Below are 24,020 nucleotides of genomic sequence, written 5' to 3' on the forward strand. Positions count from 1 at the left end.
ACCCCTTGTTGAAAATAACGTGACAAAAACAACGTCACACCAGCGGCGCCCGTCCGCAGGACGTGTGGCGCCCTAGTGTTGCATGCTGATGACGATGGTCCTCCCCCAGCCGCTCCCTAATTCCCCGCGCTGGCCATGCGCCGGCCCTTGATTGCCTTTTCCAGCCAGCCGATCTCCATTTCCGGGACCGACGACAGCAGAAGGTCGGTATAGGCATCGAAGGGTGGCGTCAGCACCTTGCTCTTCGAGCCGTAACGGACCACTTCGCCGCGATACATCACCGCGATCGAATCGGCGATCGACTTCACGGTCGCCAGGTCGTGGGTGATGAAGAGATAAGCCACCTTCTCGTGCTCCTGCAGGTTCAAAAGCAGCTTGAGGATGCCGTTGGCCACCAACGGATCGAGTGCCGACGTCACCTCGTCGCAGATGATCAGTTTGGGCTTGGCGGCAAGCGAACGGGCGATGCAGACGCGTTGCTTCTGCCCGCCTGAAAGCTCGGCCGGATAGCGGTCGATGAAGCCCTTGCCCATTTCGATCTCGTCGAGCAGTTCGGCGACGCGCTTGTCGCGCTCCCTGCCGCGCATGCCGAAATAGAATTCGAGCGGCCGGCCGATGATGGTGCCGACAGTCTGGCGCGGGTTCATCGCCACGTCGGCCATCTGGTAGATCATCTGCAGCTGGCGCAGATCCTCCTTCGGCCGGTCGGCAAGCCGGTTGGCCAGCGGCCGCCCGTCGAAGGTGACGCTGCCCTGCTCGGGCGGAAGCAGCCCGGTGATCGCGCGCGCCAGCGTCGACTTCCCCGAGCCGGACTCGCCGACCACGGCCAGCGTCTGGCCCGGATAGATATCGACCGAGACGTTCTTCAGCACCTTGACCTGGCCGCCGCCATAGGCGGCGGTGACGTTCTTTACCGACAGGAAAGGCGTGGCGCCGGGCTTCTGCTCGGAATGCTCGATCTCATGCACCGAAACCAGCGCGTTGGTGTATTCCTGGCGCGGCTCCTTGATGATCTGCCTCGTGCCGCCCCATTCGACCAGCCGGCCATGGCGCAGCACCATGATCTCGTCGGACACCTGCGCGACGACGGCGAGATCATGGGTGATGTAGAGCGCGGCGACATGGGTGTCGCGGATGGCGTCCTTGATCGCCGACAGCACGTCGATCTGCGTCGTCACGTCGAGCGCCGTGGTCGGTTCGTCGAAGACGATCAGGTCCGGCTCCGAACACAGCGCCATCGCCGTCATGACACGCTGCAGCTGGCCGCCCGAGACCTGGTGCGGAAAGCGCTCGCCGATCGTTTCGGGGTTGGGCAGGCTGAGCTTCCTGAACAGCGCGACGGCCCGCTTCTCGGCCTCCGCCCGCGTCGCCGTGCCATGCAGCAGGGTGGCTTCCACGACCTGGTCCATCAGCCTGTGCGCCGGATTGAAGGCGGCTGCCGCCGACTGCGCGACATAGCAGACCTCGCGTCCGCGCAGCTTCCGGAAGCCTTCCTTGCCGCCCTTCAGGATATCGCGCCCGTTGAGGATGACCTCGCCGCCGGTGATGCGCACGCCGCCACGGCCGTAACCCATCGACGACAGGCCGATGGTCGACTTGCCTGCGCCGGACTCGCCGATCAGCCCCAGCACCTTGCCCTTCTCCAGCGTCAGCGAGACGTCATGGACGAGCGTGATGGTCTTTGGCGCCTCGCCGGGCGGATAGACCGTCGCCTCGATGCGCAAATTCCGGATGTCGAGCAGCGGGGTGGACTTTGCCTTGCCGTCAGCCATCAGCCGCGTCCTCCCTTCAGGCTTGTCGTGCGGTTGAGCACCCAGTCGGCGACGAGGTTGACCGAGATCGCCAGTGCCGCGATCGCCCCGGCCGGGATGAGGGCTGCGGCAATGCCGAAGACGATACCGTCCTTGTTCTCCTTGACCATGCCGCCCCAGTCGGCATCCGGCGGCTGTACGCCGAGCCCGAGGAACGAAAGCGTCGACAGGAACAGCACCGCGTAGATGAAGCGCAGCCCCAACTCGGAGACCAGCGGCGACAGCGCATTGGGCAGGATTTCCCGGAAGATGATCCAGGCACTGCCTTCGCCGCGCAGCTTGGCGGCCTCGACATAATCCATGACGTTGATGTCGACGGCGACGGCGCGCGCCAGGCGGTAGACGCGCGTCGAATCGAGAATGCCCATCACCAGGATCAGCGTCACCAGGTTCGTCGGCAGCACCGAAAGCACGACCAGCCCCATGATCAGCGTCGGGATCGACATCAGGAGGTCGACGAGGCGCGATAGGATGGTGTCGAACCAGCCGCCGAACACCGCCGCCGAGAAGCCCAGTATGGCGCCGAGCGAGAAGGACAGCGCGGTGGCGAGCACGGCGATGAACAGCGTGATGCGGGCGCCGAAGATCATGCGCGACAGGAGATCGCGGCCGAGATTGTCGGTGCCCAGCCAGTGCGCCGCCGACATCGGTTCCCAGACGTCGCCGACGATCTCGGCATTGTCATGCGGCGAGATCCACGGCGCGAAGACTGCCGCCAGCACGAACAGCGCCGTCAGCACCAGGCCGATCAATGCGGGGATGGGGATGCGTCTTATGTCAAGCATGCCCGCCCCCTCACTTTGGATGCCGCAGACGCGGATTGGCGACGATCGCCGCTATGTCCGCGATGATGTTGAGGCTGATGTAGACGGCGGCGAAGATCAGGCCGACCGCCTGCACGACAGGCACGTCGCGCTTGGTGACATGGTCGACCAGGTATTGCCCCATGCCAGGATAGACGAAGATCACCTCGACCACGACGACGCCGACGATGAGATAGGCGAGGTTGAGCATCACGACATTGATGATCGGCGCGATGGCGTTCGGAAAGGCGTGCTTGCGGATGACCGCGAAGGCGGAAAGCCCCTTGAGCTCGGCCGTCTCGACATAGGCCGACTGCATGACGTTGAGGATCGCCGCGCGCGTCATGCGCATCATGTGAGCGAGCACGACAAGCGTCAGCGCCGTCGCCGGCAGGGCGATCGCCTGCATGCGCTCGCCGAACGGCATGCCGTCATAGACGGTCGAGATGGCGGGGAAGATCTGCCATTTCACGGCGAAGAAATAGACCAGGAGGTAGCCGATGAAGAATTCGGGGAACGATGTCGAGGCGAGCGCCAGTCCGGAGATCAGCTTGTCGACCCAGCCATTGCGGTAGCGCACCGCGATCAGGCCCAGGATGATGGCCAGCGGCACCGCCACGATCGCCGCCCAGAAGGCGAGGAACAGCGTGTTCCAGAGCCGGCCCTTGATCGAGGTGGCGATATCCTGGCCGCTCGACATGGCCGTACCGAGGTCGCCGGTCAGGACGCCGCCGAGCCAGTGGAAATACCTGAGATAGGCCGGTTCGTTCAAACCGAGCTGCTCGCGCAGATTGGCGAGCGACTCGGGCGTCGCCGACTGTCCCAGAATGGCTTGCGCGACGTCGCCGGGCAGGATCTGCGTGCCGGCGAAGATCAGGACCGATATGGCCAACAAAAGGAGGATGCCCAGCGCAATGCGCTGGGCGATTAGTCTCAGAATGGGTGAAGACATCTCTGCAAAGCCGGACTCAGGCCTGCAGCCAGCACTTCGCCAGGGCGTAGCCGTTCATCAACTCCTGGTGCGGATCGTCCACCCAGCCGTCGACCTTGGCGCCGGTGGCATCGATGAACTGGTTGAACATCGGCAGGATCAGGCCGCCTTCGTCGCGCACCAGAACGGCCATGTCGTGGTACATCTGCCTGCGCTTGGTCTCGTCCAGTTCGGCACGAGCCGCCAGCACCATCTTGTCGAAGTCCGGACGCATGAAACGCGTGTCGTTCCAGTCGGCGGTCGACAGGTAGGCGGTCGAGTACATCTGGTCCTGCGTCGAGCGGCCGCCCCAGTAGGAGGCGCAGAAGGGCTGCTTGTTCCAGACCTCGTTCCAGTAGCCGTCGCCGGGTTCGCGCTTGAGTTCGATCTTGATGCCGGCCTTGGCCGCGCTCTGCTGGAAGAGCTGCGAGGCATCGACGGCGCCGGGGAAGGCGACATCCGAGGTCCGCAGAAGCACCGTGCCGTCATGGCCTGATTTCTTGTAGTGGAACTTGGCCTTGTCGGGATCGTATTTGCGCTGCTCGATCTCGGTGAACAGCGGGTAGGAAGCATTGATCGGGAAGTCGTTGCCGAGCGAACCATAGCCGCGCAGCACCTTGGTCAGCATCTCCTCGCGGTCGATCGCGAGCTTCAGCGCCATTCTGAGGTCGTTGTTGTCGAACGGCGCCGTGTTGCAGTGCATGATGAAGACATAGTGGCCCGGGCCGGCATGGTTGCGGATGGTCACGCCCGGCACGCGCTTGATCAGGTCGACGATCTTCGGCTCGACGCGGTTGATCATGTTGACCTGGCCGCCCTGCAGGGCCGCCGTGCGCGCCGTCGCATCGTTGATGACGATGACTTCGATCTGGTCGGCATGGCCCATCTTGTCGCCCTGCCAGTAGTTGGCGAAGCGCTCGCCGCCATGGCGCACGCCCGGCTCGTTGGTGACGACCTTGTACGGGCCGGCGCCGATGCCGGCATCGGGCTTGTCCTTGCCGCCATTGGGCTGGACGATCAGGTGATAGTCGCTGAGCAGGTAGGGAAGGTCGGCATTGGCCTCCTTCAGCGTCAGCACCACTTCCTTGCCGCTGGCCTTGATGGTTTCGATGCCCTTCATGTAGCCGAGCGCGCCGGATTTCGACTTCTCGTCCGAATGGCGCTCGAGCGTGGCGGCCACGTCGTCGGCGGTCACGGTCTTGCCGTTGTGGAATTCGATGCCGTCGCGGATCTTCAGCGTCCACACCTTGGCGTCCTTGGACGAGCCGATCTCCTCGGCGATGCGGTTCTCGAGCTTGCCCTCCGGCGAAAGCTCGACGATCATTTCGCCCCAGCACTTGCCGAAGGCGAACGGCACCTGCGTCATCATCAGCGCCGGATCGAGGCTGTTGGTCGATTCACCGCCCACCAGACCGGCCTTCAGCGTGCCGCCCTTGACCGGACCGGCGGCGCGAGCAGCGCTTGAAAGCAGCGAATTGGCGAAGGGAGCGGCAATGCCGAGCGCTGCCGCCCGGCCAAGGAAATCACGACGGCTCAGTTTGCCGGACGCGACACGCCGGCTAAGGAATTCCAGTTCGTTCGACATTTTGAGTTCCTCACTCTGTTGGTTCGACTCTGCGGTCGATTTTCTTGCTTGTTGTTAAGGGGAATAATGACCGCAAGGGAAAGCGGCAGGCAAGACCGAATGCGACATGCCGTGGCGTAAATGGCGCGTCGTATTTGGACCAATAGCGGAGAAGCTCACACCAGCGAGCGCGGGACAATCTCCTCGAAATTGCGCTCGAAAACGAGTTTGTTGCCCTCGTAGGCCTCGATTCTGGCGCCGACGATGAAGTTTTGCGCGTCGGATCGCATCTCAGCCAATGTTTCGGTGCGCACCGACCATCCATTTCGCGACAAGGTCTGTGTCCAGTGCGTCTTTCCCGAGGCCGCCAGGGGATCGTCGGGGTGGATCGTCCAGGTCTCGCGCACGATGCTGCCGTTGACGAGCCCGTGGTCGAGGTCGCGCACCTCGCCGAAGTCATCCGTTATCGACAATGTGACGATGCCGGTCTTCTCGTCGCGATCGACATGGCGTTCGGAACTGGTGGCGCGCACCGTCTCGGTTGCCCACGGCGTGGCGCCTTCCGGTTCGCCGAAGGTCGCCTCGTCGCCTGTCGCCAGCGGGCGAAGCGGCAGCTTGAGCGTCGCTGCGGAGAGATCGAGCTGGACCGGCTCCGGCGAGGGCCAGATGGCGGGCCAGTAAGCGGTGGAGACGGCGATGCGCAGGCGGTGGCCGGCCGGCACGCGATAGGCGCACTGGTCGAGCACGACGCGCGCCGACACGGCTTCGCCTGGAACCAGCGCCTGCGGGAATTCGTGCGACTGGCGATGCGTCAGGTTCAAGACGCCGTAGGAGATCAGTTCCGAGGCGCCATCTGGGTGCACGTCGCACAGCCGGACCGCGACATTGGCCTGCGGCCGGTTGGACGCCACGCGGATCAGAAGCTCCGGCGCGCCGACGATGTCGATCGCTTCGCCGAGCGCCGGCTGGTCGAAACACAGTGACAGCGCATCGTCCGGCCGCTGGTCGCCCGGCAATTCAGGGCCGAAGGTGAAGGGAAAATACTCGCCGCCCGCAAGGCCGCAGGTCTGTGGCGAGGCAACAATGGCCGGCTTGCCCGCGTCCCCGATCAGGTCGATCACCTCGGCCTTGATAGCCGGCGACGGCCATTGCCGCTCCGCGACCCAGCGGCCGGGCCGCTCGGGGTGCCAGCGGGCGGGGCGTACGCTGTCCATCACATAGGCGCGGTAGGCCGGATCGGCTTCGACGCCCGTCTCGGCGCCCTTCAGCCAGTGGTCCCACCAGCGCAGCGCTTCCTGCAGGAAGCCGATCGCCGGTTGCGGCCCGGCATAATGCGGGTATTTGTGAATCCACGGGCCGACGATGCCCTTCACCGGCGCTTCGATGTTGGTGACGAGGTTGGAGATCGTGTTGCGGTAGCCGTCATGCCAGCCGCCGATCGACAGCACGGCTGCCTTGACCGCGGAAAAATCCTCGCAGATGGAGCCCCGCTTCCAATAGGCATCGCGGTGCTGGTGCCGCAGCCAGAGGGGCAGCAGGAACGACTGGTTCTCCAGCCTCGTCAGCCACAGGTCGCGCCATCTGTTGTCCCCGGCAATCGCCGGATCCGGCGGCCGCGACGAATAGGACAGCATCGTCGAGGCCCAGCCGAAATTTTCGAGCAGCAGGCAGCCGCCCTTGTAATGGATGTCGTCGGCATAGCGGTCGACCGTCGAGCACAGGCTGATCACCGCCTTCAGCGCTGGCGGGCCTTTGGCCGCCACTTGCAGGCAGTTGAAGCCGCCCCAGGAAATGCCCATCATGCCGACATTGCCGTTGCACCAGGGCTGAGCCGCCGCCCAGGCGATGACGTCGCAGGCGTCCTGCAATTCCTGTTCGGAATATTCGTCGTCCATCAACCCCTCGGAATCGCCATTGCCGCGCATGTCGACACGGATCGAAGCGTAGCCGTGGCCGGCGAAATAGGGATGCGTCAGCTGATCGCGAAAGATGGTGCCGTCGCGCTTGCGGTAGGGCAGGTGCTCAAGGATGGCGGGCACGGGATCGTCGCCCGCATCTTGCGGCATCCAGATCCGCGCCGATAACCGGCAGCCGTCGGGCATGACGATGCCCATGTCGGGAAATTCGACGACCTTGCGGGGAAACTCGGTGATGATTTTCATGGCGCCATAACGCCCGGTGCCGAGGCGACTTTCAATCGCCATTCGCGACTGGAGCAGCGAAATATGCGACTTGGCCGCCGACCGGTCTCCCGTCTCGGAACGTCTAGTTCAGCGGAATATCGTTTTCACCCTTGCTCGCCTGGTAGGCGTTTGACAGGTCGTCGTAGCGCGCCGCGATCTTGCCTATCCGCGTCTCCAGCCGGTTGCGCTCGGCCTCCGGCAGCGCACGGACCAGCCGGCGTATCGAAAAGCTCTTCCAGTAGGCGTTCTCGGCATTGTAGCCGCCGGGATCGAGGGTGAAGACCTCTTTCAGAATTCTCAGATCGTGCGGGATGGCGAAGCTGTCCCGGGAATCCTCGTGGCTGAAGAGATAGTAGAAATTGTCGAATCCGGTCCAGGTGATCGCCGACAGGCAGAGCGAGCAGGGCTCGTGCGTGGCGATGAAGATGGCGTCTTTGGCGTCGACGCGTTCGGCCCTGGGCATTTCGTAGAACCGCTTCAGGCAATGCACCTCGCCATGCCAGAGCGGGTTCTCCATCTCGTTATTGGTCTCGGCCAGCACCAGCGAGCGGTCGTCCTTGCGCAGGATCGCGGCGCCGAACAGCTTGTTGCCATGGGCAACGCCTTCAGCCGTCTTCGGCACGATGTCATGCTCGATGACGTCGAGCAGGCGGTCGATCAGCGAAACATCGGTCATCAGCGGGGCTCCTGTCGGATGTCGCCCCGTTTCGGGGTGACGATATGCACAAAGACATCAAGGGAGATGGATCTCGTAGGCGTGCGAGAAATGGAATTCCTCGAGGTTGGAGCCGTCGCCGCCACGGTCGACGATCAGGAAATCCTGGGGCTCGCCGAGCGGCGTCAGCACGCCGTGCCAGAGATTGCGTGAATAATTGATGCCTTGCCCGGGCGTCGTGATGAAGGCATGCGGCTCGCCCGGCCCTTCCTTGCCGTCATGGCACACGACAACCAGGAACGGACGCGGCGACAGCGGTATGAAGGCCTGGCTGCCGAAAGGGTGGCGTTCGACCATGGTCAGCTTCAGTGGCAATTCATAGGGCGTGCCGCGCACCATCGAGATGAGCACGCGGGCGTTCGGCCCTGCCGCCTCGGCGGTCGCCAGATCATGATAGCGCTCGGCCCTGCCGCCATTGATCGGATAATGGTTGTCGCCGCCCATGTCGATGACATCGCCAAAGGCGGCGAAGGCCTCACGGGTCAGCGGCCGCGCGACGATACGGGTCACCGCGCGCGACCGCCGAAGCCCGCCCCGCCCAGCTTGGCGTGCCGGTTGACGTCCTTGTAGAGCAGATAGCGGAACTTGCCGGGGCCGCCGGCATAACAGGCCTGCGGGCAGAAGGCGCGCAGCCACATGAAGTCGCCGGCCTCGACCTCGACCCAGTCCTGGTTCAGCCGATAGACCGCCTTGCCTTCCAGCACATAGAGCCCGTGCTCCATCACATGCGTCTCGGCGAAGGGAATGACCGCGCCCGGCTCCAGCGTGACGATGGTGACGTGCATGTCATGGCGCATGTCGGCGGGATCGACGAAGCGGGTCGTCGCCCATCGGCCCTCGGTGCCGGGCATCGGGCTGGGCGCCACCTGCTGGTCGCTGGAGAAGAAGGCTTCCGGCGTATCCAGGCCCTCGACGGCCTCATAGGCCTTGCGGATCCAGTGGAAGCGCACGGCGACCCCGCCGTGGTTGCGCACCGTCCAGCCGCTTGCCGGCGGCAGGAAGGCAAAGCCGCCGGGCGCCAGCACATGCTTTTTTCCGGCGAGGGACACGGTGAGTTCGCCCTCGACCACGAACAGGACGCCCTCGGCGCCGGCGTCGGGCTCGGGTCGGTCGCTGCCGCCGCCGGGCAGGACCTCGACGATGTACTGCGAAAACGTCTCGGCGAAGCCCGACAGGGGTCTCGCGATGATCCAGGCCCTCGTCTCGTCCCAGAAGGGCAGCGGGCTGGTGACGATATCCTGCATCACCCCTTTGGGGATGACGGCATAGGCTTCGGTGAAGACGGCGCGTCCCGTCAGGAGCTCGTTCTGGCCGGGGTGGCCGCCATGGGGGGCGTAATAGGTTCGCTCGGACGTCTTGATCATATCCATTGGCCTTGATCCTATTGCGGGAGCATGTCCTTCAGCCGGAGCAGGGCGATGCGCTCGACCTGCTTGCAGGCTGTGTCGAATTCGGCGCCACGGCTGTTGCCGATGCGGGTTTCGAATTCGGCCAGGATTTGCTCCTTGGTCTTGCCCTTCACCGCGATGATGAAGGGGAAGCCGAACGTGGTGACGTAGGCGGCGTTCAGCTTGGAAAACAGTTCGCGTTCCTTGTCGGTCAGCGCGTCGAGGCCGGCGGAGGCCTGTTCCCTGGCCGATTCTGCCGTCAGCCGCCTGGCTTTGGCCAGCTTGCCGGCAAGGTCGGGATGGGCGTTGAGCACGCCGAGCCGCTCCGTCTCGCTGGCGCCCCGGAAAATGCGGCACAGCGCATTGTGCAGGCCGCCCGCCGTGTCATGCGCCGGGCCGAGCTCCAGTTCGTAGGCCCGCTCGGCGATCCACGGCGAATGCTCGAACACGCCGCCGAAAGTGTGAACGAAGGTCTCGAATTCCATCTTCGACGGGCGCAGCACCGCCGGCGCGTAGGGATGGTTCTCCCGCCAGTGGCGGGCAATGTCGATGCGCCGCGCCAGCCAGACCTTGTCGTGCGATTTGACATAGTCGACGAAGCGCTTCAGCGCCGCGACCCGTCCCGGCCGGCCGACGAGGCGGCAGTGCAGGCCGATGTTCATCATGCGCGGCCTGCCGGCTTTGCCTTCGGCATAGAGCGTGTCGAAACTGTCCTTGAGATAGGCGAAGAACTGGTCGCCCGAGTTGAAGCCTTGCGGCGTGGCGAAGCGCATGTCGTTGGCATCGAGCGTGTAGGGGATGATGAGCTGCGTGCCGCTCTCATGCTCGAACCAGTAGGGCAGTTCGTCGTCATAGGTATCGGAAACGTAGTCGAAGCCGCCTTCTTCGGCGGCGAGACGAACCGTGTTGACGGAGGTGCGCCCCGTATACCAGCCGGTCGGCCGCTGGCCGGTGACCTCGTAGTGCAGCTTGATCGCCGCTTCGAGATCGCGGCGCTCGTCCTCGGCGCTGTGGTCGCGGTAGTCGATCCATCTGAGCCCGTGCGAGGCCATCTCCCAGCCGGCCTCCTGCATGGCTGTGACCTGGTCGGGCGAGCGCGCCAGTGCCGTGGCGACGCCGTAGCAGGTGACAGGTACCTGCTCTTCGCTGAACAGCCGCAGCAGGCGCCAGAAGCCGGCCCGCGCGCCATATTCGTAGATCGATTCCATGTTCCAGTGGCGCTGGCCGACCCAGGGCGCGGCGCCGACGATTTCCGACAGGAAGGCCTCCGACGCCTTGTCGCCATGGAGGACGCAATTCTCGCCGCCCTCTTCGTAATTGACGACGAACTGGACCGCGACATGCGCACCGCCAGGCCATTTCGGATCCGGCGGATTGGCCCCGTAGCCACGCATGTCTCTTTCGTAACGCATCGTCCCTCCACACCCGGCATAACCGGAAGTATGATCAGAATATCGAAAGGCCTGCCCGTGCATTCCCCTCAAAATTTTTGAAACTGTTTTTGTCGCGCTCCGCTCGACCGGGACTTATGCATCGCCTTTAATTGGCGCACAATTCATCACTAGTGTTCTGATGTACCTGGATGGGAGGCGGCCAATGGCAGAAACGTCGAAAGCCGATGGCGGGCGTCTGACGACCCATGTCCTGGACACGGCAACCGGCAAGCCGGCTGCGGGACTGTCGATCGCGCTCTACCGTATAGACGGTTCGGCCCGGGCGCTTTTGAAGAGCGTCGTCACCAATTCCGACGGCCGCTGTGACGCGCCGCTGCTCGCCGGCCAGGAGTTCCGCACCGGTGAATATGAATTGGTATTCGCTGCCGGCAATTATCTGCGCGGCCAGGGTACGAAGCTGCCCGAGCCCGCATTTCTCGACAGCGTGCCGATCCGCTTCGGCATGGCGGAGCAGCGGCATTATCATGTCCCGCTCTTGATTTCGCCCTACGGATACTCGACCTATCGGGGGAGCTGACATGGCAAAAGTCGACACCCGCAACGAAATCCGTTTCATCCTCAATGGCAGGGATGTTGCGCTATCGTCGGTGGCTCCGGACGCGACCCTGCTCGACTGGCTGCGGCTGGACCGTTCGCTGCGCGGCACCAAGGAAGGTTGTGCCGAAGGCGATTGCGGTGCCTGCACCGTCCTGGTCGGCAAGCTTTCGGCTGCCGGGCTCGTCTATGAAAGCGTCAATGCCTGTATCCGCTTCCTCGGCTCGCTCGACGGGACCCATGTCGTCACGATCGAGCATCTGCGGGGCGAGCCGGACAAGTTGCATCCGGTGCAGCAGGCAATGGTCGATTTCCACGGCTCGCAATGCGGCTTTTGCACGCCGGGCTTCGTCATGTCGCTCTACGGGCTGTGGATGAAGTCGCCGGCGCCCTCCAATGCGGCGATCGAAAAGGCGCTGCAGGGCAATCTCTGCCGCTGCACGGGATATGAGGCGATCATGCGCGCCGCGCACGCCATTTCCAGCTATGGCAAGGCGGCCAGGGATCCGCTGGCCCTCGAGCGCCAGGACATCACGAAGCGGCTTCAGGCGCTGCATGACGGCGCCAGGGTCGAGATCGGAACCGGAGGCAAGCGGCTGATCGTGCCGGCCGATGCCGACGACTTCGCCGCTGTGTTCGAGAAGGAACCGACGGCGACCGTCGTCGCCGGTTCGACCGATGTCGGCCTGTGGGTGACCAAGCACATGCGCGACATCTCGCCCGTCATCTTCATCGGCAATCTCGACGGGCTTGGCGGCATCGTCGAAGACAAGGGCGTGATATCGATCGGCGCCGGTGTCACCTATACCGAAGCGTTCTCGATGTTGTCGAAACGAATTCCAGCCCTGGGGCAACTGGTCGATCGCATCGGCGGCGAACAGGTGCGCAACATGGGCACCATAGGCGGCAACATCGCCAACGGCTCGCCCATTGGCGATACCCCGCCGCCGCTGATCGCGCTCGGCGCGCGCCTGACGCTGCGCAAGGGCAAGGAAAGGCGTACGATCCCGTTGCAGGATTTCTTCATCGCCTACGGCAAGCAGGACCGTCAGCCCGGCGAATTCGTCGAGGCCGTGCATGTGCCCGTGCCAGCCAAGGACGTGAAGTTCGCCGTCTACAAGGTCACCAAGCGCCGCGACGAGGATATCACCGCGACCCTTGGCGCCTTCTGCCTGACTCTGGCCGGGGACGGCACCGTGGCCGATATCCGTATCGCCTATGGCGGCATGGCCGCAACGCCCAAGCGCGCGTCCACCGTCGAGAAGGCGCTGATGGGCAAGGTCTGGAACGAAGCGGCGGTCGAGGCCGCAATGGCCGAATACGCCAGCGATTTCACGCCGCTGACCGACATGCGTGCGACCGCCGCCTATCGGGCCCTGGCCGCGAAGAACCTGTTGCTGCGCTTCTATGTGGAGACCACTAGCACCGGGGCGCCGTTCCAGGTTTCGCGCAGCGAGGCGGCATGATGAACAAGCACGCCGCGCCAAATCTCAAGGCCGAGAAGATCGTCGGCGGCGTCGCCACCGACCAGCGGCACGATTCCGCCCACAAGCATGTCAGCGGCACCGCCGTCTATATCGACGACATGCCGGAACCTGCAGGCACGCTGCATGTCGGCCTCGGTCTGTCGAAGGTGACGCACGGCGCCTTGAAGAGCGTCGATCTCTCGGCTGTGCGGGCAGCACCAGGCGTCGTCGATGTGCTGACCTGTGCCGACGTGCCCGGCGAGAACGATGTTTCACCGAGCGGCATGCATGACGATCCGGTGCTTGCGGAAGGCAAGGTGCAGTTCTTCGGCCAGCCGATCTTCGCGGTCATCGCTGAAACACGGGACGCGGCGCGCCGTGCCGCGCGCCTGGCCAGGATCGAATATGAGGAGCTTCCGGCCGTCCTCGGCATCTGGCCGCTGGACCCGGTCAAGGACCGGCTGGTCACCACCCCGTTGACCCTGCGGCGCGGCGATGCGACCGCCGCGATCGCCGCGGCGCCGCGTCGGGTGAAGGGGCGCATGAAGCTTGGCGGACAGGACCACTTCTATCTCGAAGGCCAGGTCTCGTTGGCCGTGCCCGGCGAAGACGACGAGGTGACAGTCTATTGCTCGACCCAGGGGCCGAGCGAGACCCAACACCTCGTCTCGCATGTGCTCGGCGTGCCGAGCCATGCTGTGACGGTCGAGGTCAGGCGCATGGGCGGCGGCTTCGGCGGCAAGGAAACGCAGGCCAATCAGTGTGCGGCGATCGCCGCCATAGCCGCGAAGAAGCTGAAACGCGCGGTCAAGGTCAGGCTGGACCGCGACGAGGACATGACCGCCACTGGCAAGCGGCACGACTTCGCCATCGATTATGACGTCGGCTTCGACGACGAGGGCAAGATCCTCGGCGTCGACTTCATGTTCGCCCTCAACGCCGGCTTCTCGGCCGATCTGTCCGGTCCGGTCGGCGACCGCGCGCTGTTCCATTGCGACAACGCTTATTTCTATCCGAATGTCCACGCCAAGTCGGCGCCGCTCTACACCAACACCGTCTCCAACACCGCCTTCCGCGGCTTCGGCGGCCCGCAAGGCATGGTCGGCGCCGAACGCGTCATCGACGAGGTCGCCTTCGCCGTCGGCAAGGATTCGCTCGAAATCCGCAAGCTGAATTTCTACGACCCGATGGAGGCGATCGGCGGCCGCAACGTCACGCCCTATCACCAGAAGGTCGAGGACTGCATCATCCAGCGCATCGTGGCGGAGTTGGAGGAGAGCGCCAACTACGCAAGGCGGCGGCGTGAGATCCAGGCCTTCAACGCCAACAGCCGTTTCATCAAGCGCGGCCTGGCGCTGACGCCGGTCAAGTTCGGCATCTCCTTCACCAAGACCGAATCCAACCAGGCCGGCGCGCTGGTGCATGTCTACGCCGACGGCTCGGTGCACATGAACCATGGCGGCACCGAAATGGGCCAGGGCCTGCACCTCAAGGTGGCGCAGGTTGTCGCGGAAGAATTCCAGATCGATCTCGCCAGGGTCAAGATCACCGCCACCACCACCGCCAAGGTGCCGAACACGGCACCGACGGCGGCGTCTTCGGGCGCGGACCTCAATGGCATGGCGGCGCAGGACGCGGCGCGGCAGATACGCAAGCGGCTAACCGACTTCGCGGCCGAGAAGTATCAGGTGCCGGTCGACCAGGTGGTGTTTCTGCCCAATCGGGTTCGGATCGGCAACCAGGAAATCAGCTTCAACGATCTGGTCAGACAGGCCTTTGTCGCACGCGTGCAGCTCTCCGCCGCCGGTTTCTACAAGACGCCGAAAATCCACTGGGATCGCAGCAAGGGGCAGGGCCACGCCTTTTATTACTACGCCTACGGCGCGGCCTGTTCGGAAGTGTCGGTCGACACGCTGACCGGCGAATATGTCGTAGAGCGCGCCGATATCCTGCATGATTGCGGCCGTTCGCTGAACCGGGCGATCGACATCGGCCAGGTCGAGGGCGGCTTCATCCAGGGCATGGGCTGGCTGACGACCGAGGAGCTGTGGTGGGACGACAAGGGCCGGCTGCGCACGCACGCGCCGTCCACCTACAAGATTCCGCTGGCCTCGGACCGCCCGAAGATCTTCAACGTGGCGCTGACGGACTGGTCGCAGGCCTATGAGCCGACCATCCATCGCTCCAAGGCGGTTGGCGAGCCGCCGCTGCCGCACGGCATGTCGGTTCTGCACGCGCTTTCGGATGCGGTGGCCAGCGTCGCCGAGCACAGGATCTGCCCGCGCCTCGATGCGCCGGCGACGCCGGAGCGCGTGCTGATGGCAATCGAAAGGTTGAAGAAAGAGCTGAAGGGCGGAGCCTGAGTCCGACAAACGTGCAATTGAAGCGGAAAAAACCTATATTTCGGCTTCGGGAACGCGAGACATGAACTCGAAAGTGCGAAGCCTGAAAGCCTTTCTCGGCAGCGCCGGCCGGCTTACGCTGGTCGAAGTGGCCGGCACCAAAGGTTCGACACCACGCGAAAAGGGCGCCTTCATGCTCGTTTCGGAGGAGGCGATCTTTGGCACGATCGGCGGCGGCCAGCTCGAATACATGGCCATCGACAAGGCCAGGCAGATGCTAGCGTCCTCACCCTCCCCCTTGTGGGGAGGGTCGGACGACGCAGTCGTACGGGGTGGGGGGCCTTCGAGCGCCGCACCCCCACGCCGTTTCGCGGACGCCGCTTCGCGGCGTCCGCTCACCGACCCTCCCCACAAGGGGGAGGGTGAAGAAGCCCGCATCGAGGTCGACGAAATCTGCGCTACCCTCGACATTCCGCTCGGACCGGAGATTGGTCAGTGCTGTGGCGGCCGCGTCGAGGTGCTGATCCGGCTGATCGACAGGACAATCGAACAGCGGCTGATTGCCGAAGCAGAATCGGAAGAAGCGCATCTGCCGCATGTCTACGTCTTCGGCGGTGGGCATGTCGGCCAGGCGCTGGCCGCATCGCTTGCGCTCTTGCCGGTTCATGCCGTCGTCATCGAGACCCGCGCCGAAGCGCTGGAAGGCATGCCGGAAACCGTCGAAACGCGGCTGACACCGATGCCGGAAGCCGAGATTCGCAGAGCTCCCTCCGGCACGGCTTTCGCGATCCTCACGCATGACCACGCACTGGATTTCCTGATCGTCACCGAAGCGCTGAAGCGCGATGATGCGGCCTATGTCGGCATGATCGGCTCGAAGACCAAGAAGGCGACCTTCAGGAACTGGTTCCTGAAGTCGGCTGAAGGCACGGCAGACGAATTTGCCCGCCTGGTCTCGCCAATTGGCGGCGATGCCGTCAAGGACAAGCGCCCGCCGGTGATCGCGGCACTTGCAGCCGCCGAGATCATGACGGCGCTGGTCGTTCACACCGCGTCGTTAAATACCGACCATCAGGTCCGGCAGGACAAGGCCATGGCTGGTTAACCGTCGCCGGTCTGTGTTTTCAATCGCCCGAACCATGCATTTGCGCTATCCACGCTGCATTGCGGCAAGAGGCGAAGACATATGGATGTTCTGAAGATCGCGGCCTTTTCGGATGGCGATACCGGCGGCAATCCCGCCGGGGTGCTGATCGGCGATGTCTTGCCCGATGCGGCAGAGATGCAGCGCTTGGCGGCGGAGGTCGGATTCCCGGAAACCGCCTTCGCTGCGCCGGATGGGGGCAGGTGGCGAGTCCGCTATTTCTCGCCGGAATCCGAGGTTCCCTTCTGCGGTCACGCCACCATTGCTCTGGGAGCGGCTTTGGTTCGGCAGTTTGGCGACGGCATTTTCCCGCTCACTCTCAACCATGCCAGCATCACCGTCGAAGGGTTCCGTGATGGTGCAAATGTCGCCGCCGCCTTGCAGTCGCCGCCGACCCGCAGCAAGCCGGCCCCGACACAATTGGCTGCCGAGGCCCTGGCATTGTTCGGTTACGCCGCCGCCGATCTCGATCCGGCCATTCCGCCGGCGCTGATCCATGGCGGCGCGGACCATCTCGTCCTGGCCCTCAACTCACGCAAGGCGCTGGCCGCCATGCGCTACGAGCTGAAAGCCGGCCAGGCCTTCATGCGGCGCGAAGGGCTGGTGACGATCCTTCTCGCTTATGCCGAAACGCCACGGCTGTTCCATACGCGCAATCCCTTTGCCTCGGGCGGGGTCTATGAGGACCCGGCGACGGGAGCATCGACCGCCGCCTTTGCCGGCTATCTCAGAGACATCGGCTGGCCGCATGGCGGCGCCATCGACATCGTGCAGGGTGAAGATATGGGCATGCGCTCGCGCCTGCATGCCGGCATCGGTCCTGAAACAGGCGGCTCGATCAGGGTTTCGGGCACCGCCCGGATGATGGACGAGGCATAGGCGCGACCGGCCTCAGCCAGGCCGTTTCAAGCCCAGATGGTCGCGCAGCGTGCGCCCTTCATACTCCTGGCGGAACAGACCCCGCCGCTGCAGTTCCGGCACCACCAGCGCGGCGAAGGCATCGAGCTCGCCGGGGAAGTAGGACGGCATGACGTTGAACCCGTCGGCGGCTCCGCCTTCGAACCGCGCCTGCAACTCATCAGCCACCTGCGCCGCCGTGCCGACGATGCGCCAATGGCCGCGCGCGCCGGCGAAATGGCGGGCAAGCTGGCGGATGGAAAGGCCGTCGCGGCGCGATTGCTCGACGACCAGCGCCTGCCGGCTCTTCATGCCCTCGCTTTCCGGCAGTTCGGGCAGCGGCCCGTCGATCGGATAGCGCCACAGGTCGGAGATGCTGAGATAGCTGGACAGCAGCGCGACGCCGACATCGTCGGGGATCAGCGCCTGCAATTCCTCGAATTTCTCGCGCGCTTCCGTCTCGGTTTGCGCCACCACGGGCGCCACGCCAGGCATGATCTTGATGTCGTCGGGCTCGCGGCCATGGGCGGCCATTCGTCCCTTGAGGTCGTCGTAGAAGGCTCTTGCTTCCTCGAAGGTCTGCGCCGCCGTGAACACCACGTCCGCGGTACGGGCGGCGAGATCGCGGCCGACATCCGAGGCGCCGGCCTGGACCATGACGGGCGCTCCCTGCGGCGAACGCGGCAGGTCGAGCGCGTCGCGGGCCGAAAAGCTCTGGCCATCATGGCCGGAGCCCGCATCGCCGCTCCACAGCCGGTTCACCACTTCGGCGAATTCGCGGGCGCGTTCATAGCGGTCGGCGTGAGGCTTGAGGCCGGTCGCGCCGAAATTGGCGGCCTCGATCGGACTGGCCGAGGTGACCAGATTCCAGCCGGCGCGGCCGCCGCTCAGATGGTCGAGCGACAGGAATGTCCGAGCCAGCCCATAGGGCTCGTTGTAGCTGGTCGACGCGGTGGAGACGAGGCCGATCCGGCTGGTCTGCACGGCGAGCGCCGAAAGCAGGCTGATCGGCTCGAAGCCGATCGAACGCGAGGTCTGGCTGGCAATGCCGACATTGGCCTCGCGCAGTCCGGCGGCGTCCTCGCAGAAGATCATGTCGAACTTCGCCGCTTCCGCCGTGCGTGCCAGCTGGATGTAATGGTCGATGTCGATGCCTGCCGTGACATGGGCCTTGGGGTGGCGCCATGCGGCGATGTGGTGGCCCGTCGCCCACAGAAAGGCGCCGAGCTTCATCTGGCGGGAGGCGGTCATTGGTCACCTCCGGCGGCGAGCGCGAGATGCGAGCGCAGCGTTGTTCCGCGATAGGCCTCTCGAAACAGGCCGCGACGCCGCAGCTCCGGCACGACGACGGCGACAAAATCGTCCAGTGCGGAAAGCCGCGCAGGCAGTTGGATGTTGAATCCGTCGCAGCTGTTCGACTGGAATTGTTCCGCCAGCCTGCCTGCGATGGCGTCCAGCCTGTCATCGGCGGTGAGCGAGATGTTCGTGAGTGCCTTTACGGCGTCCGGCCTGCACCCACAGGCAGCGACACGGCGCTTCAGATCGGCGTAGCGCGCCTTCGCGCCCTCGGCCGGTTCGTCGTCCAGCAAAATGACATCCGAGATACGGGCGGCGATATCCATGTCGGGTTCCTGCAGGCCGGACAGCACAAGCACCGGCGTGTCCTGCGGCGAACGCGCGACGTTCAGTGGCCCGCGCACGGAAAAGAACTCGCCCTTGTGGTCGAGCAGGTGCATCTTTTCCGGATCGTGGAAGCGGCCGCCGGTCTTGTCGAACAGCAGCGCGTCGGCGTCCCAGCCCTGCCACAGCCCTTGCACGATATCGATATATTCCTGCGACCGGCGGTGAAAATCATCGCTGGAAAAGCCTTCAGGCCGGCTGAAATTCGCCGCCTCGCGCGGCGCTTGCGTCATTGTCGCGTTCCAGCCGGCGCGGCCATGGCTGATGATGTCGAGCGAAGCGAAGCGGCGCGCCAGATTGTAGGGCTGATGGGCGACCGTCGATGCCGCCGCCACGAGGCCGATCCGGCTCGTCACCGTTGCCAGCGCGGCAAGCAGGGTGGTTGCCTCGAATGGGTGGACTACAGGTTCACCGCTTACGGACGAGTCCGGGATGACGACCATGTCGACGCCTGCCGCCTCGGCGTTTCGCACGACGGCGGCTATCTCGCCAAATGTCGGGCTGGCCTGCCCCGGTACCGACGCGATGGTAAGCGAAACGGCGAGATGCATTCTGTGACCCATTCGGCTGCCGCGATGACGCGCAGCCATCCGTTCCCAACCTAGGTTGGCTTTCGCGCAAGGCAACCGGAACGGATGGGCCACGAGGCCGCCACTTGCCGGCCAGGTCCTATTTGCCAGCCAGAATATCCTTGATCAGGCGCTGGCAGCGATCGGCCATGAAGTCGAGCAGCAGCCGCACCTTGGGGTCCTGCAGCTTCTTGTGCGGGTAGACGGCGGCGAACTGGACCGGCGTGGGCGGCGTGTTGGTCAGGATCACCTTCAGCCGCCGGTCGCGGATGAACGGCTCGACCTCGAAGCGCGGCTTGTTGATGATACCGCGTCCCGAGAGCGCCCAGCCGGTCAACACGTCGCCGTCATCGGTATCATAAGGGCCGTGCACCTCGAACTTCTGCGGGCCATTCGCGGTCTGCAGGGTCCAGACATATTCGCGCGCGCCGGAATAGCGCAGCATCAGGCAGTCGTGCTTGCGGCCGATCAGTTCCTGTGGCTCCATAGGCTCGCCGCGCCCCTCGAGATATTTCGGCGCCGCCACCAGCACGCGCTCGCACTCCATGATGCCACGCATCCTGAGGCTGGAATCCTCGATAATGCCGAGCCGGAAGGCGACGTCGATGCCTTCCTTCATGATGTCGACATTGTGGTCCGAGAGCCGCAGCCGCACCTCGATATCGGGATATTTGTCGTGGAAATCGGGAATGCCCGACGCGACCAGCCGGCGCCCGAGGCCGAGCGGCGCGGTGACGCGGATGGTGCCGCGCGGCTGGCCGGACAGCGCCGAGACCGCGGCCTCCGCCTCGGTGATCGCCTCCAGCACCTGCTTGGCCCCGGCATAGAAAACAGTTCCGTGCTCGGTCGGCATCAGCTGCCGCGTCGTGCGGTTGAACAGCCTCACGCCAAGATGCTTTTCCAGCTCCTTGATCCGATTGGACGCCACGGCGGGTGAGATCCGCATGTCGCGGCCCGCCGCCGACAGATTGCCGAGTTCGACGACGCGGACGAAGACGGCGATGTTGTCGAGATAGGCCATGCGGTTCCGTGGCTTTCCTGAGGCCGCCTTCGGGCGGCTCCCATCCTGCTGCGTGGGGCAAGCGTAGTATTTTCCATTTTTTTTTGAAAGTCATCGTGCACCTCGCCTCTTTTCGTTTGCGCGCCAGACCGTAAAGTCGCCCGATCGGCAGGGACGACTTCCCAGGGGCTACTCGATGATGGATTTCGCGATCTTCTGGGACTGGCTGAGCTTCGCCGTGCGCTGGCTGCATGTCGTCACCGGCATCGCCTGGATCGGCTCTTCCTTCTATTTCGTCGCGCTCGATCTCGGCCTGCGCCAGCGCCCGGGCATGCCTGTCGGAGCTTTCGGCGAGGAATGGCAGGTGCATGGCGGCGGCTTCTATCACATCCAGAAATATCTGGTGGCGCCGGCCGAAATGCCGGAGCACCTGACCTGGTTCAAATGGGAATCCTACGCCACCTGGCTGTCCGGCTTCGCCATGCTGTGCGTCGTCTATTATGCAGGCGCCGATCTTTTCCTCATCGATCCCAACGTGTTGCCGATGTCGGTGCCCGTCGGCATCCTTTTGTCGATGGCCACCATCGGTGTCGGGTGGGTGGTCTATGACCTCCTGTGCCGCTCGCCGCTGGGCAAGAGCGATACCGGCCTCATGCTGGTGCTCTATTGCGTGCTGGTGTTCATCGCCTGGGGGCTGACGCATCTGTTCACCGGCCGCGCCGCCTTCCTGCATCTGGGCGCGATCACCGCCACGATCATGTCGGCCAACGTCTTCATGGTCATCATTCCAAACCAGAAGATCGTCGTCGCCGACCTCATCGCGGGCCGCAAGCCGGACCCGAAATACGGCAAGATCGCCAAGCAGCGCTCGCTCCACAACAACTACCTGACGCTGCCTGTGCTGTTCCTGATGCTGTCGAACCACTATCCGCTGGCTTTCGGCACGCAGTTCAACTGGGTGATCGCCTCGCTGGTGTTCATCATCGGCGTGCTGATCCGGCACTATTTCAACACCGTGCACAAGCGCGCCGGCAACCCGCACTGGACCTGGCTGGGCGCGCTCGTCCTGTTCATCATCATCATCTGGCTGTCGACCGTGCCGAAGGTGCTCACCGGCGAACCCAAGGCCGCCGCCTCGGCGGATATCTATATCGCCTCGGCGCATTTCCCGGCGGTGCGCGACACCGTGCTCGGCCGCTGCTCGATGTGCCATGCGCAGGAGCCGGTCTATGAGGGCATCTACCACGCGCCCAAGGGGGTGATGCTCGACACCGACGCTGACATCGCCAACCATGCCCGCGAGATCTACCTGCAGGCCGGCCGCAGCCACGCCATGCCGCCCGCCAATGTCAGCCAGATCACGGACAAGGAACGGGCGCTGCTGGTGGCCTGGTTCGAAGGCGCGGGAAAATAAGCATGAATTCGACACTTCTGCGCGGCCGCACATTGACCTTCGTGCGCTGGCCGCAAACCATCGACGACCATTCAGCCTGGCGCTACGAAGAGGATGGCGGCCTCTTGATCCGCGACGGCAGGATCGTTGCCGCGGGCACCTACGGCGATGTCGAGAAACAGGCCGGCGAGGGGGTAAAAAAGATCGACCACCGGCCGCATCTGCTGCTGCCGGGCTTCATCGACACGCATGTGCATGTCCCGCAGATGCAGATCATCGCCTCCTATGGCGCCGAACTGCTCGACTGGCTGAACACCTACACCTTCCCGGAGGAGACGAAATTCGCCAACGCGCAGCATGGCCGCCGCATCGCGCGCCTGTTCCTCGACGAGATGGTGCGGCACGGCACCACGACGGTGACCGCCTACTGCTCCGTGCATAAGGCATCAGCCGAAGCCTTCTTCGCCGAGTCGCATGACCGCAACATGCTCAACATCGCCGGCAAGGTGATGATGGACCGCAATGCGCCCGACGGTGTGCTGGATACTCCGCAGACGGGCTATGACGACACCAAGGCGCTGATTGGGGAATGGCACGGCAAGGGCCGCCAGCTTTATGCCATCACACCGCGCTTCGCCATCACCTCCTCGCCGGAGCAGATGGAGATGGCCGGCGCGCTCTGCCGCGAGCATCCCGGCCTGCACATGCAGACGCATCTGTCGGAAAACCATGCCGAGATCGCCTTCACGCAGGAACTTTACCCCTGGGCGCGCGATTACACGGACGTTTATGAGCACTACGGTCTGCTGGGCGCGAAGAGCCTGTTCGGCCACTGCATCCATCTTGGCGAACGTGAGGCGGACGCGCTGTCGGACTCAGGTTCGGTGGCTGTGTTCTGCCCGACCTCGAACCTTTTCCTTGGCTCCGGCCTGTTCGACTACCAGCGCTTCCGGCGCCGGGACAAGCCGCTCAGGATCGCCGCTGCGACCGATGTCGGCGGCGGCACCAGTTACTCCATGCTGCGCACCATGGACGAAGGCTACAAGGTGATCGCGCTCAACGGCGAGAAGCTCAACCCGTTCCAGTCCTTCTGGCAGATCACGCGCGGCAACGCCGAGGCGCTGTCCGTGGTCGACAAGGTCGGTACGCTGGACGAGGGCACGGACGCCGACATCGTCGTGCTCGATGCCGGGGCGACGCCATCCATGCGGCTGAGGGCGGAAACGGTGCAGACGCTGGCTCAGGAGCTTTTCCTGCTGCAGACGCTCGGCGACGATCGTGCCGTGCGCGAGGTCTATGTGGCGGGGCGGGCGGCCAAGAGCGATATGGCGGCTTAGACCCCAATATACCTACGCGCCTGAGCCTACGAAGTCGCACAGACGCTTGACCCGGCGGCAGCCATCCGTCAAAGCGTGCGGCGAGTTGACAGGGGAACGACATGGCCGTTGCTGACGACATCGCCCGCATCAAGAGACAGGAAGAGCTTCTTGTCTTTGCCGCCTTCGACGAGGCCGTCGCCTTCAAGGTCGGCTCCGCCATCCGCGACCGTGCAATCGCCGAAAATCTGCCCGTCATCGTCGATATCAGGCTTTGGGACCGGCCGCTTTTCTACGCCGCCATGCCGGGGTCTAACGCGTCCAATCCCGATTGGGCCCGCCGCAAGATCAACGTGGTCAGGCGCTACCTCAGAAGCACCTACCGCCTGGTGCTGGAGCAGCAGCGCCCCGACCGCACCTTCAAGGTCGGCGAGGGGCTCGACATCGCCGACTATGTTCTTGCCGGCGGCGGCTTTCCCGTCACGGTGAAGGGCGCCGGCGTGATCGGCGTGATCGCGGTGTCCGGCTTGCCGGAACGCGAGGATCACGGCGTCGTCGTCGACGCGCTCTGCGACCACCTGGGCATCGACAAGCGCGGCCTGGCACTGGCTCCAGAAGAAAAATCGTGACGCAGGTGCCGCCCCTCATCCGCCTGCCGGCACCTTCTCCCCGTATAGTGACGGGGAGAAGGGATGCGCTCCAACGCCGGTGCCCCCCTCTACCCGTCTCTATACGGGGAGAGGGTAAGGGTGAGGGGCAGCGCCAACTTTTCAGAAGTTCGCAAACCGCAC

Annotated in this window: 20 protein-coding genes; 8 read left to right on the forward strand and 12 right to left on the reverse strand. The window is 64.4% G+C overall.

Annotated features, from left to right (window positions below; genetic code table 11):
- Positions 1-116 precede the first annotated feature (116 nt).
- The 9 genes from FFS37_RS00745 to puuE all read right to left on the reverse strand — a co-directional run bounded on the left by FFS37_RS00745 (position 117) and on the right by puuE (position 10,846).
- Positions 117-1,772: an ABC transporter ATP-binding protein gene (locus FFS37_RS00745; protein WP_137929020.1), complete on the reverse strand. Its 1,656-nt coding sequence runs from the start codon at positions 1,770-1,772 to the stop codon at positions 117-119.
- Positions 1,772-2,596, reverse strand: coding sequence for an ABC transporter permease (locus tag FFS37_RS00750; RefSeq protein WP_137929021.1), 825 nt, complete (start codon positions 2,594-2,596; stop codon positions 1,772-1,774). The genes FFS37_RS00745 and FFS37_RS00750 overlap by 1 nt, the downstream gene beginning before the upstream one ends.
- A 10-nt stretch (positions 2,597-2,606) precedes the next feature.
- The gene (locus tag FFS37_RS00755) at positions 2,607-3,566 is read right to left on the reverse strand and encodes an ABC transporter permease (RefSeq protein WP_137929022.1); all 960 of its coding nucleotides are present in this window, start codon (positions 3,564-3,566) and stop codon (positions 2,607-2,609) included.
- Between the two features lie 16 nt (positions 3,567-3,582).
- Positions 3,583-5,169, reverse strand: a complete 1,587-nt coding sequence (locus tag FFS37_RS00760; RefSeq protein ID WP_137929023.1) for an ABC transporter substrate-binding protein — start codon at positions 5,167-5,169, stop codon at positions 3,583-3,585.
- 155 nt (positions 5,170-5,324) lie between these two features.
- A complete protein-coding gene (locus tag FFS37_RS00765) occupies positions 5,325-7,310 on the reverse strand; it encodes a CocE/NonD family hydrolase (protein WP_137929692.1) in 1,986 nt (661 codons plus the stop codon).
- A 103-nt stretch (positions 7,311-7,413) separates the two neighbouring features.
- A complete protein-coding gene (locus tag FFS37_RS00770) occupies positions 7,414-8,007 on the reverse strand; it encodes a nucleoside deaminase (RefSeq protein WP_137929024.1) in 594 nt (197 codons plus the stop codon).
- A gap of 57 nt (positions 8,008-8,064) precedes the next feature.
- Positions 8,065-8,556, reverse strand: coding sequence for an ureidoglycolate lyase (locus FFS37_RS00775; RefSeq protein ID WP_137929025.1), 492 nt, complete (start codon positions 8,554-8,556; stop codon positions 8,065-8,067).
- The gene (locus FFS37_RS00780; RefSeq protein ID WP_137929026.1) at positions 8,553-9,416 is read right to left on the reverse strand and encodes a bifunctional allantoicase/(S)-ureidoglycine aminohydrolase; all 864 of its coding nucleotides are present in this window, start codon (positions 9,414-9,416) and stop codon (positions 8,553-8,555) included. Before FFS37_RS00780 ends, FFS37_RS00775 begins: the two co-directional genes overlap by 4 nt.
- An 11-nt stretch (positions 9,417-9,427) precedes the next feature.
- Positions 9,428-10,846, reverse strand: coding sequence for an allantoinase PuuE (puuE, locus tag FFS37_RS00785; protein WP_137929027.1), 1,419 nt, complete (start codon positions 10,844-10,846; stop codon positions 9,428-9,430).
- Positions 10,847-11,030: 184 nt separating this feature from the next.
- Between puuE and uraH the strand changes: the two genes are divergently transcribed.
- The 5 genes from uraH (at position 11,031) to FFS37_RS00810 (ending at position 17,253) form a co-directional block, all read left to right on the forward strand.
- Positions 11,031-11,405 carry a hydroxyisourate hydrolase gene (gene uraH, locus FFS37_RS00790; protein WP_137929028.1) on the forward strand — a complete coding sequence of 125 codons (375 nt, stop codon included), beginning with the start codon at positions 11,031-11,033 and terminating at the stop codon, positions 11,403-11,405.
- Position 11,406: 1 nt separating this feature from the next.
- Positions 11,407-12,888, forward strand: coding sequence for a xanthine dehydrogenase small subunit (xdhA, locus tag FFS37_RS00795; protein WP_137929029.1), 1,482 nt, complete (start codon positions 11,407-11,409; stop codon positions 12,886-12,888).
- On the forward strand, positions 12,888-15,251 hold the full coding sequence (gene xdhB, locus FFS37_RS00800; RefSeq protein ID WP_137929030.1) for a xanthine dehydrogenase molybdopterin binding subunit: 2,364 nt from the start codon (positions 12,888-12,890) through the stop codon (positions 15,249-15,251). Before xdhA ends, xdhB begins: the two co-directional genes overlap by 1 nt.
- 61 nt (positions 15,252-15,312) lie before the next feature.
- A complete protein-coding gene (xdhC, locus tag FFS37_RS00805; RefSeq protein ID WP_137929031.1) occupies positions 15,313-16,335 on the forward strand; it encodes a xanthine dehydrogenase accessory protein XdhC in 1,023 nt (340 codons plus the stop codon).
- An 81-nt stretch (positions 16,336-16,416) separates the two neighbouring features.
- Positions 16,417-17,253, forward strand: a complete 837-nt coding sequence (locus tag FFS37_RS00810) for a PhzF family phenazine biosynthesis protein (RefSeq protein ID WP_137929032.1) — start codon at positions 16,417-16,419, stop codon at positions 17,251-17,253.
- Positions 17,254-17,265: 12 nt separating this feature from the next.
- Here FFS37_RS00810 and FFS37_RS00815 read toward each other — a convergent pair whose 3' ends face one another.
- The 3 genes from FFS37_RS00815 to FFS37_RS00825 form a co-directional block, all read right to left on the reverse strand.
- On the reverse strand, positions 17,266-18,522 hold the full coding sequence (locus tag FFS37_RS00815) for an LLM class flavin-dependent oxidoreductase (protein WP_137929033.1): 1,257 nt from the start codon (positions 18,520-18,522) through the stop codon (positions 17,266-17,268).
- A complete protein-coding gene (locus FFS37_RS00820; protein ID WP_137929034.1) occupies positions 18,519-19,502 on the reverse strand; it encodes an LLM class flavin-dependent oxidoreductase in 984 nt (327 codons plus the stop codon). The genes FFS37_RS00815 and FFS37_RS00820 overlap by 4 nt, the downstream gene beginning before the upstream one ends.
- A gap of 118 nt (positions 19,503-19,620) precedes the next feature.
- The gene (locus FFS37_RS00825; RefSeq protein WP_137929035.1) at positions 19,621-20,541 is read right to left on the reverse strand and encodes a LysR family transcriptional regulator; all 921 of its coding nucleotides are present in this window, start codon (positions 20,539-20,541) and stop codon (positions 19,621-19,623) included.
- A gap of 175 nt (positions 20,542-20,716) precedes the next feature.
- Between FFS37_RS00825 and FFS37_RS00830 the strand changes: the two genes are divergently transcribed.
- The 3 genes from FFS37_RS00830 (at position 20,717) to FFS37_RS00840 (ending at position 23,858) form a co-directional block, all read left to right on the forward strand.
- Positions 20,717-21,934, forward strand: a complete 1,218-nt coding sequence (locus FFS37_RS00830) for a urate hydroxylase PuuD (protein ID WP_137929036.1) — start codon at positions 20,717-20,719, stop codon at positions 21,932-21,934.
- Between the two features lie 2 nt (positions 21,935-21,936).
- A complete protein-coding gene (guaD, locus tag FFS37_RS00835) occupies positions 21,937-23,250 on the forward strand; it encodes a guanine deaminase (RefSeq protein WP_137929037.1) in 1,314 nt (437 codons plus the stop codon).
- Positions 23,251-23,351: 101 nt separating this feature from the next.
- Positions 23,352-23,858 (forward strand): heme-degrading domain-containing protein, encoded by a 507-nt coding sequence (locus tag FFS37_RS00840; protein WP_137929038.1) that lies wholly within the window; start codon positions 23,352-23,354, stop codon positions 23,856-23,858.
- Positions 23,859-24,020: the final 162 nt, after the last annotated feature.

The organism is Mesorhizobium comanense, assembly GCF_005503535.1.
GTDB lineage: Bacteria > Pseudomonadota > Alphaproteobacteria > Rhizobiales > Rhizobiaceae > Mesorhizobium > Mesorhizobium comanense.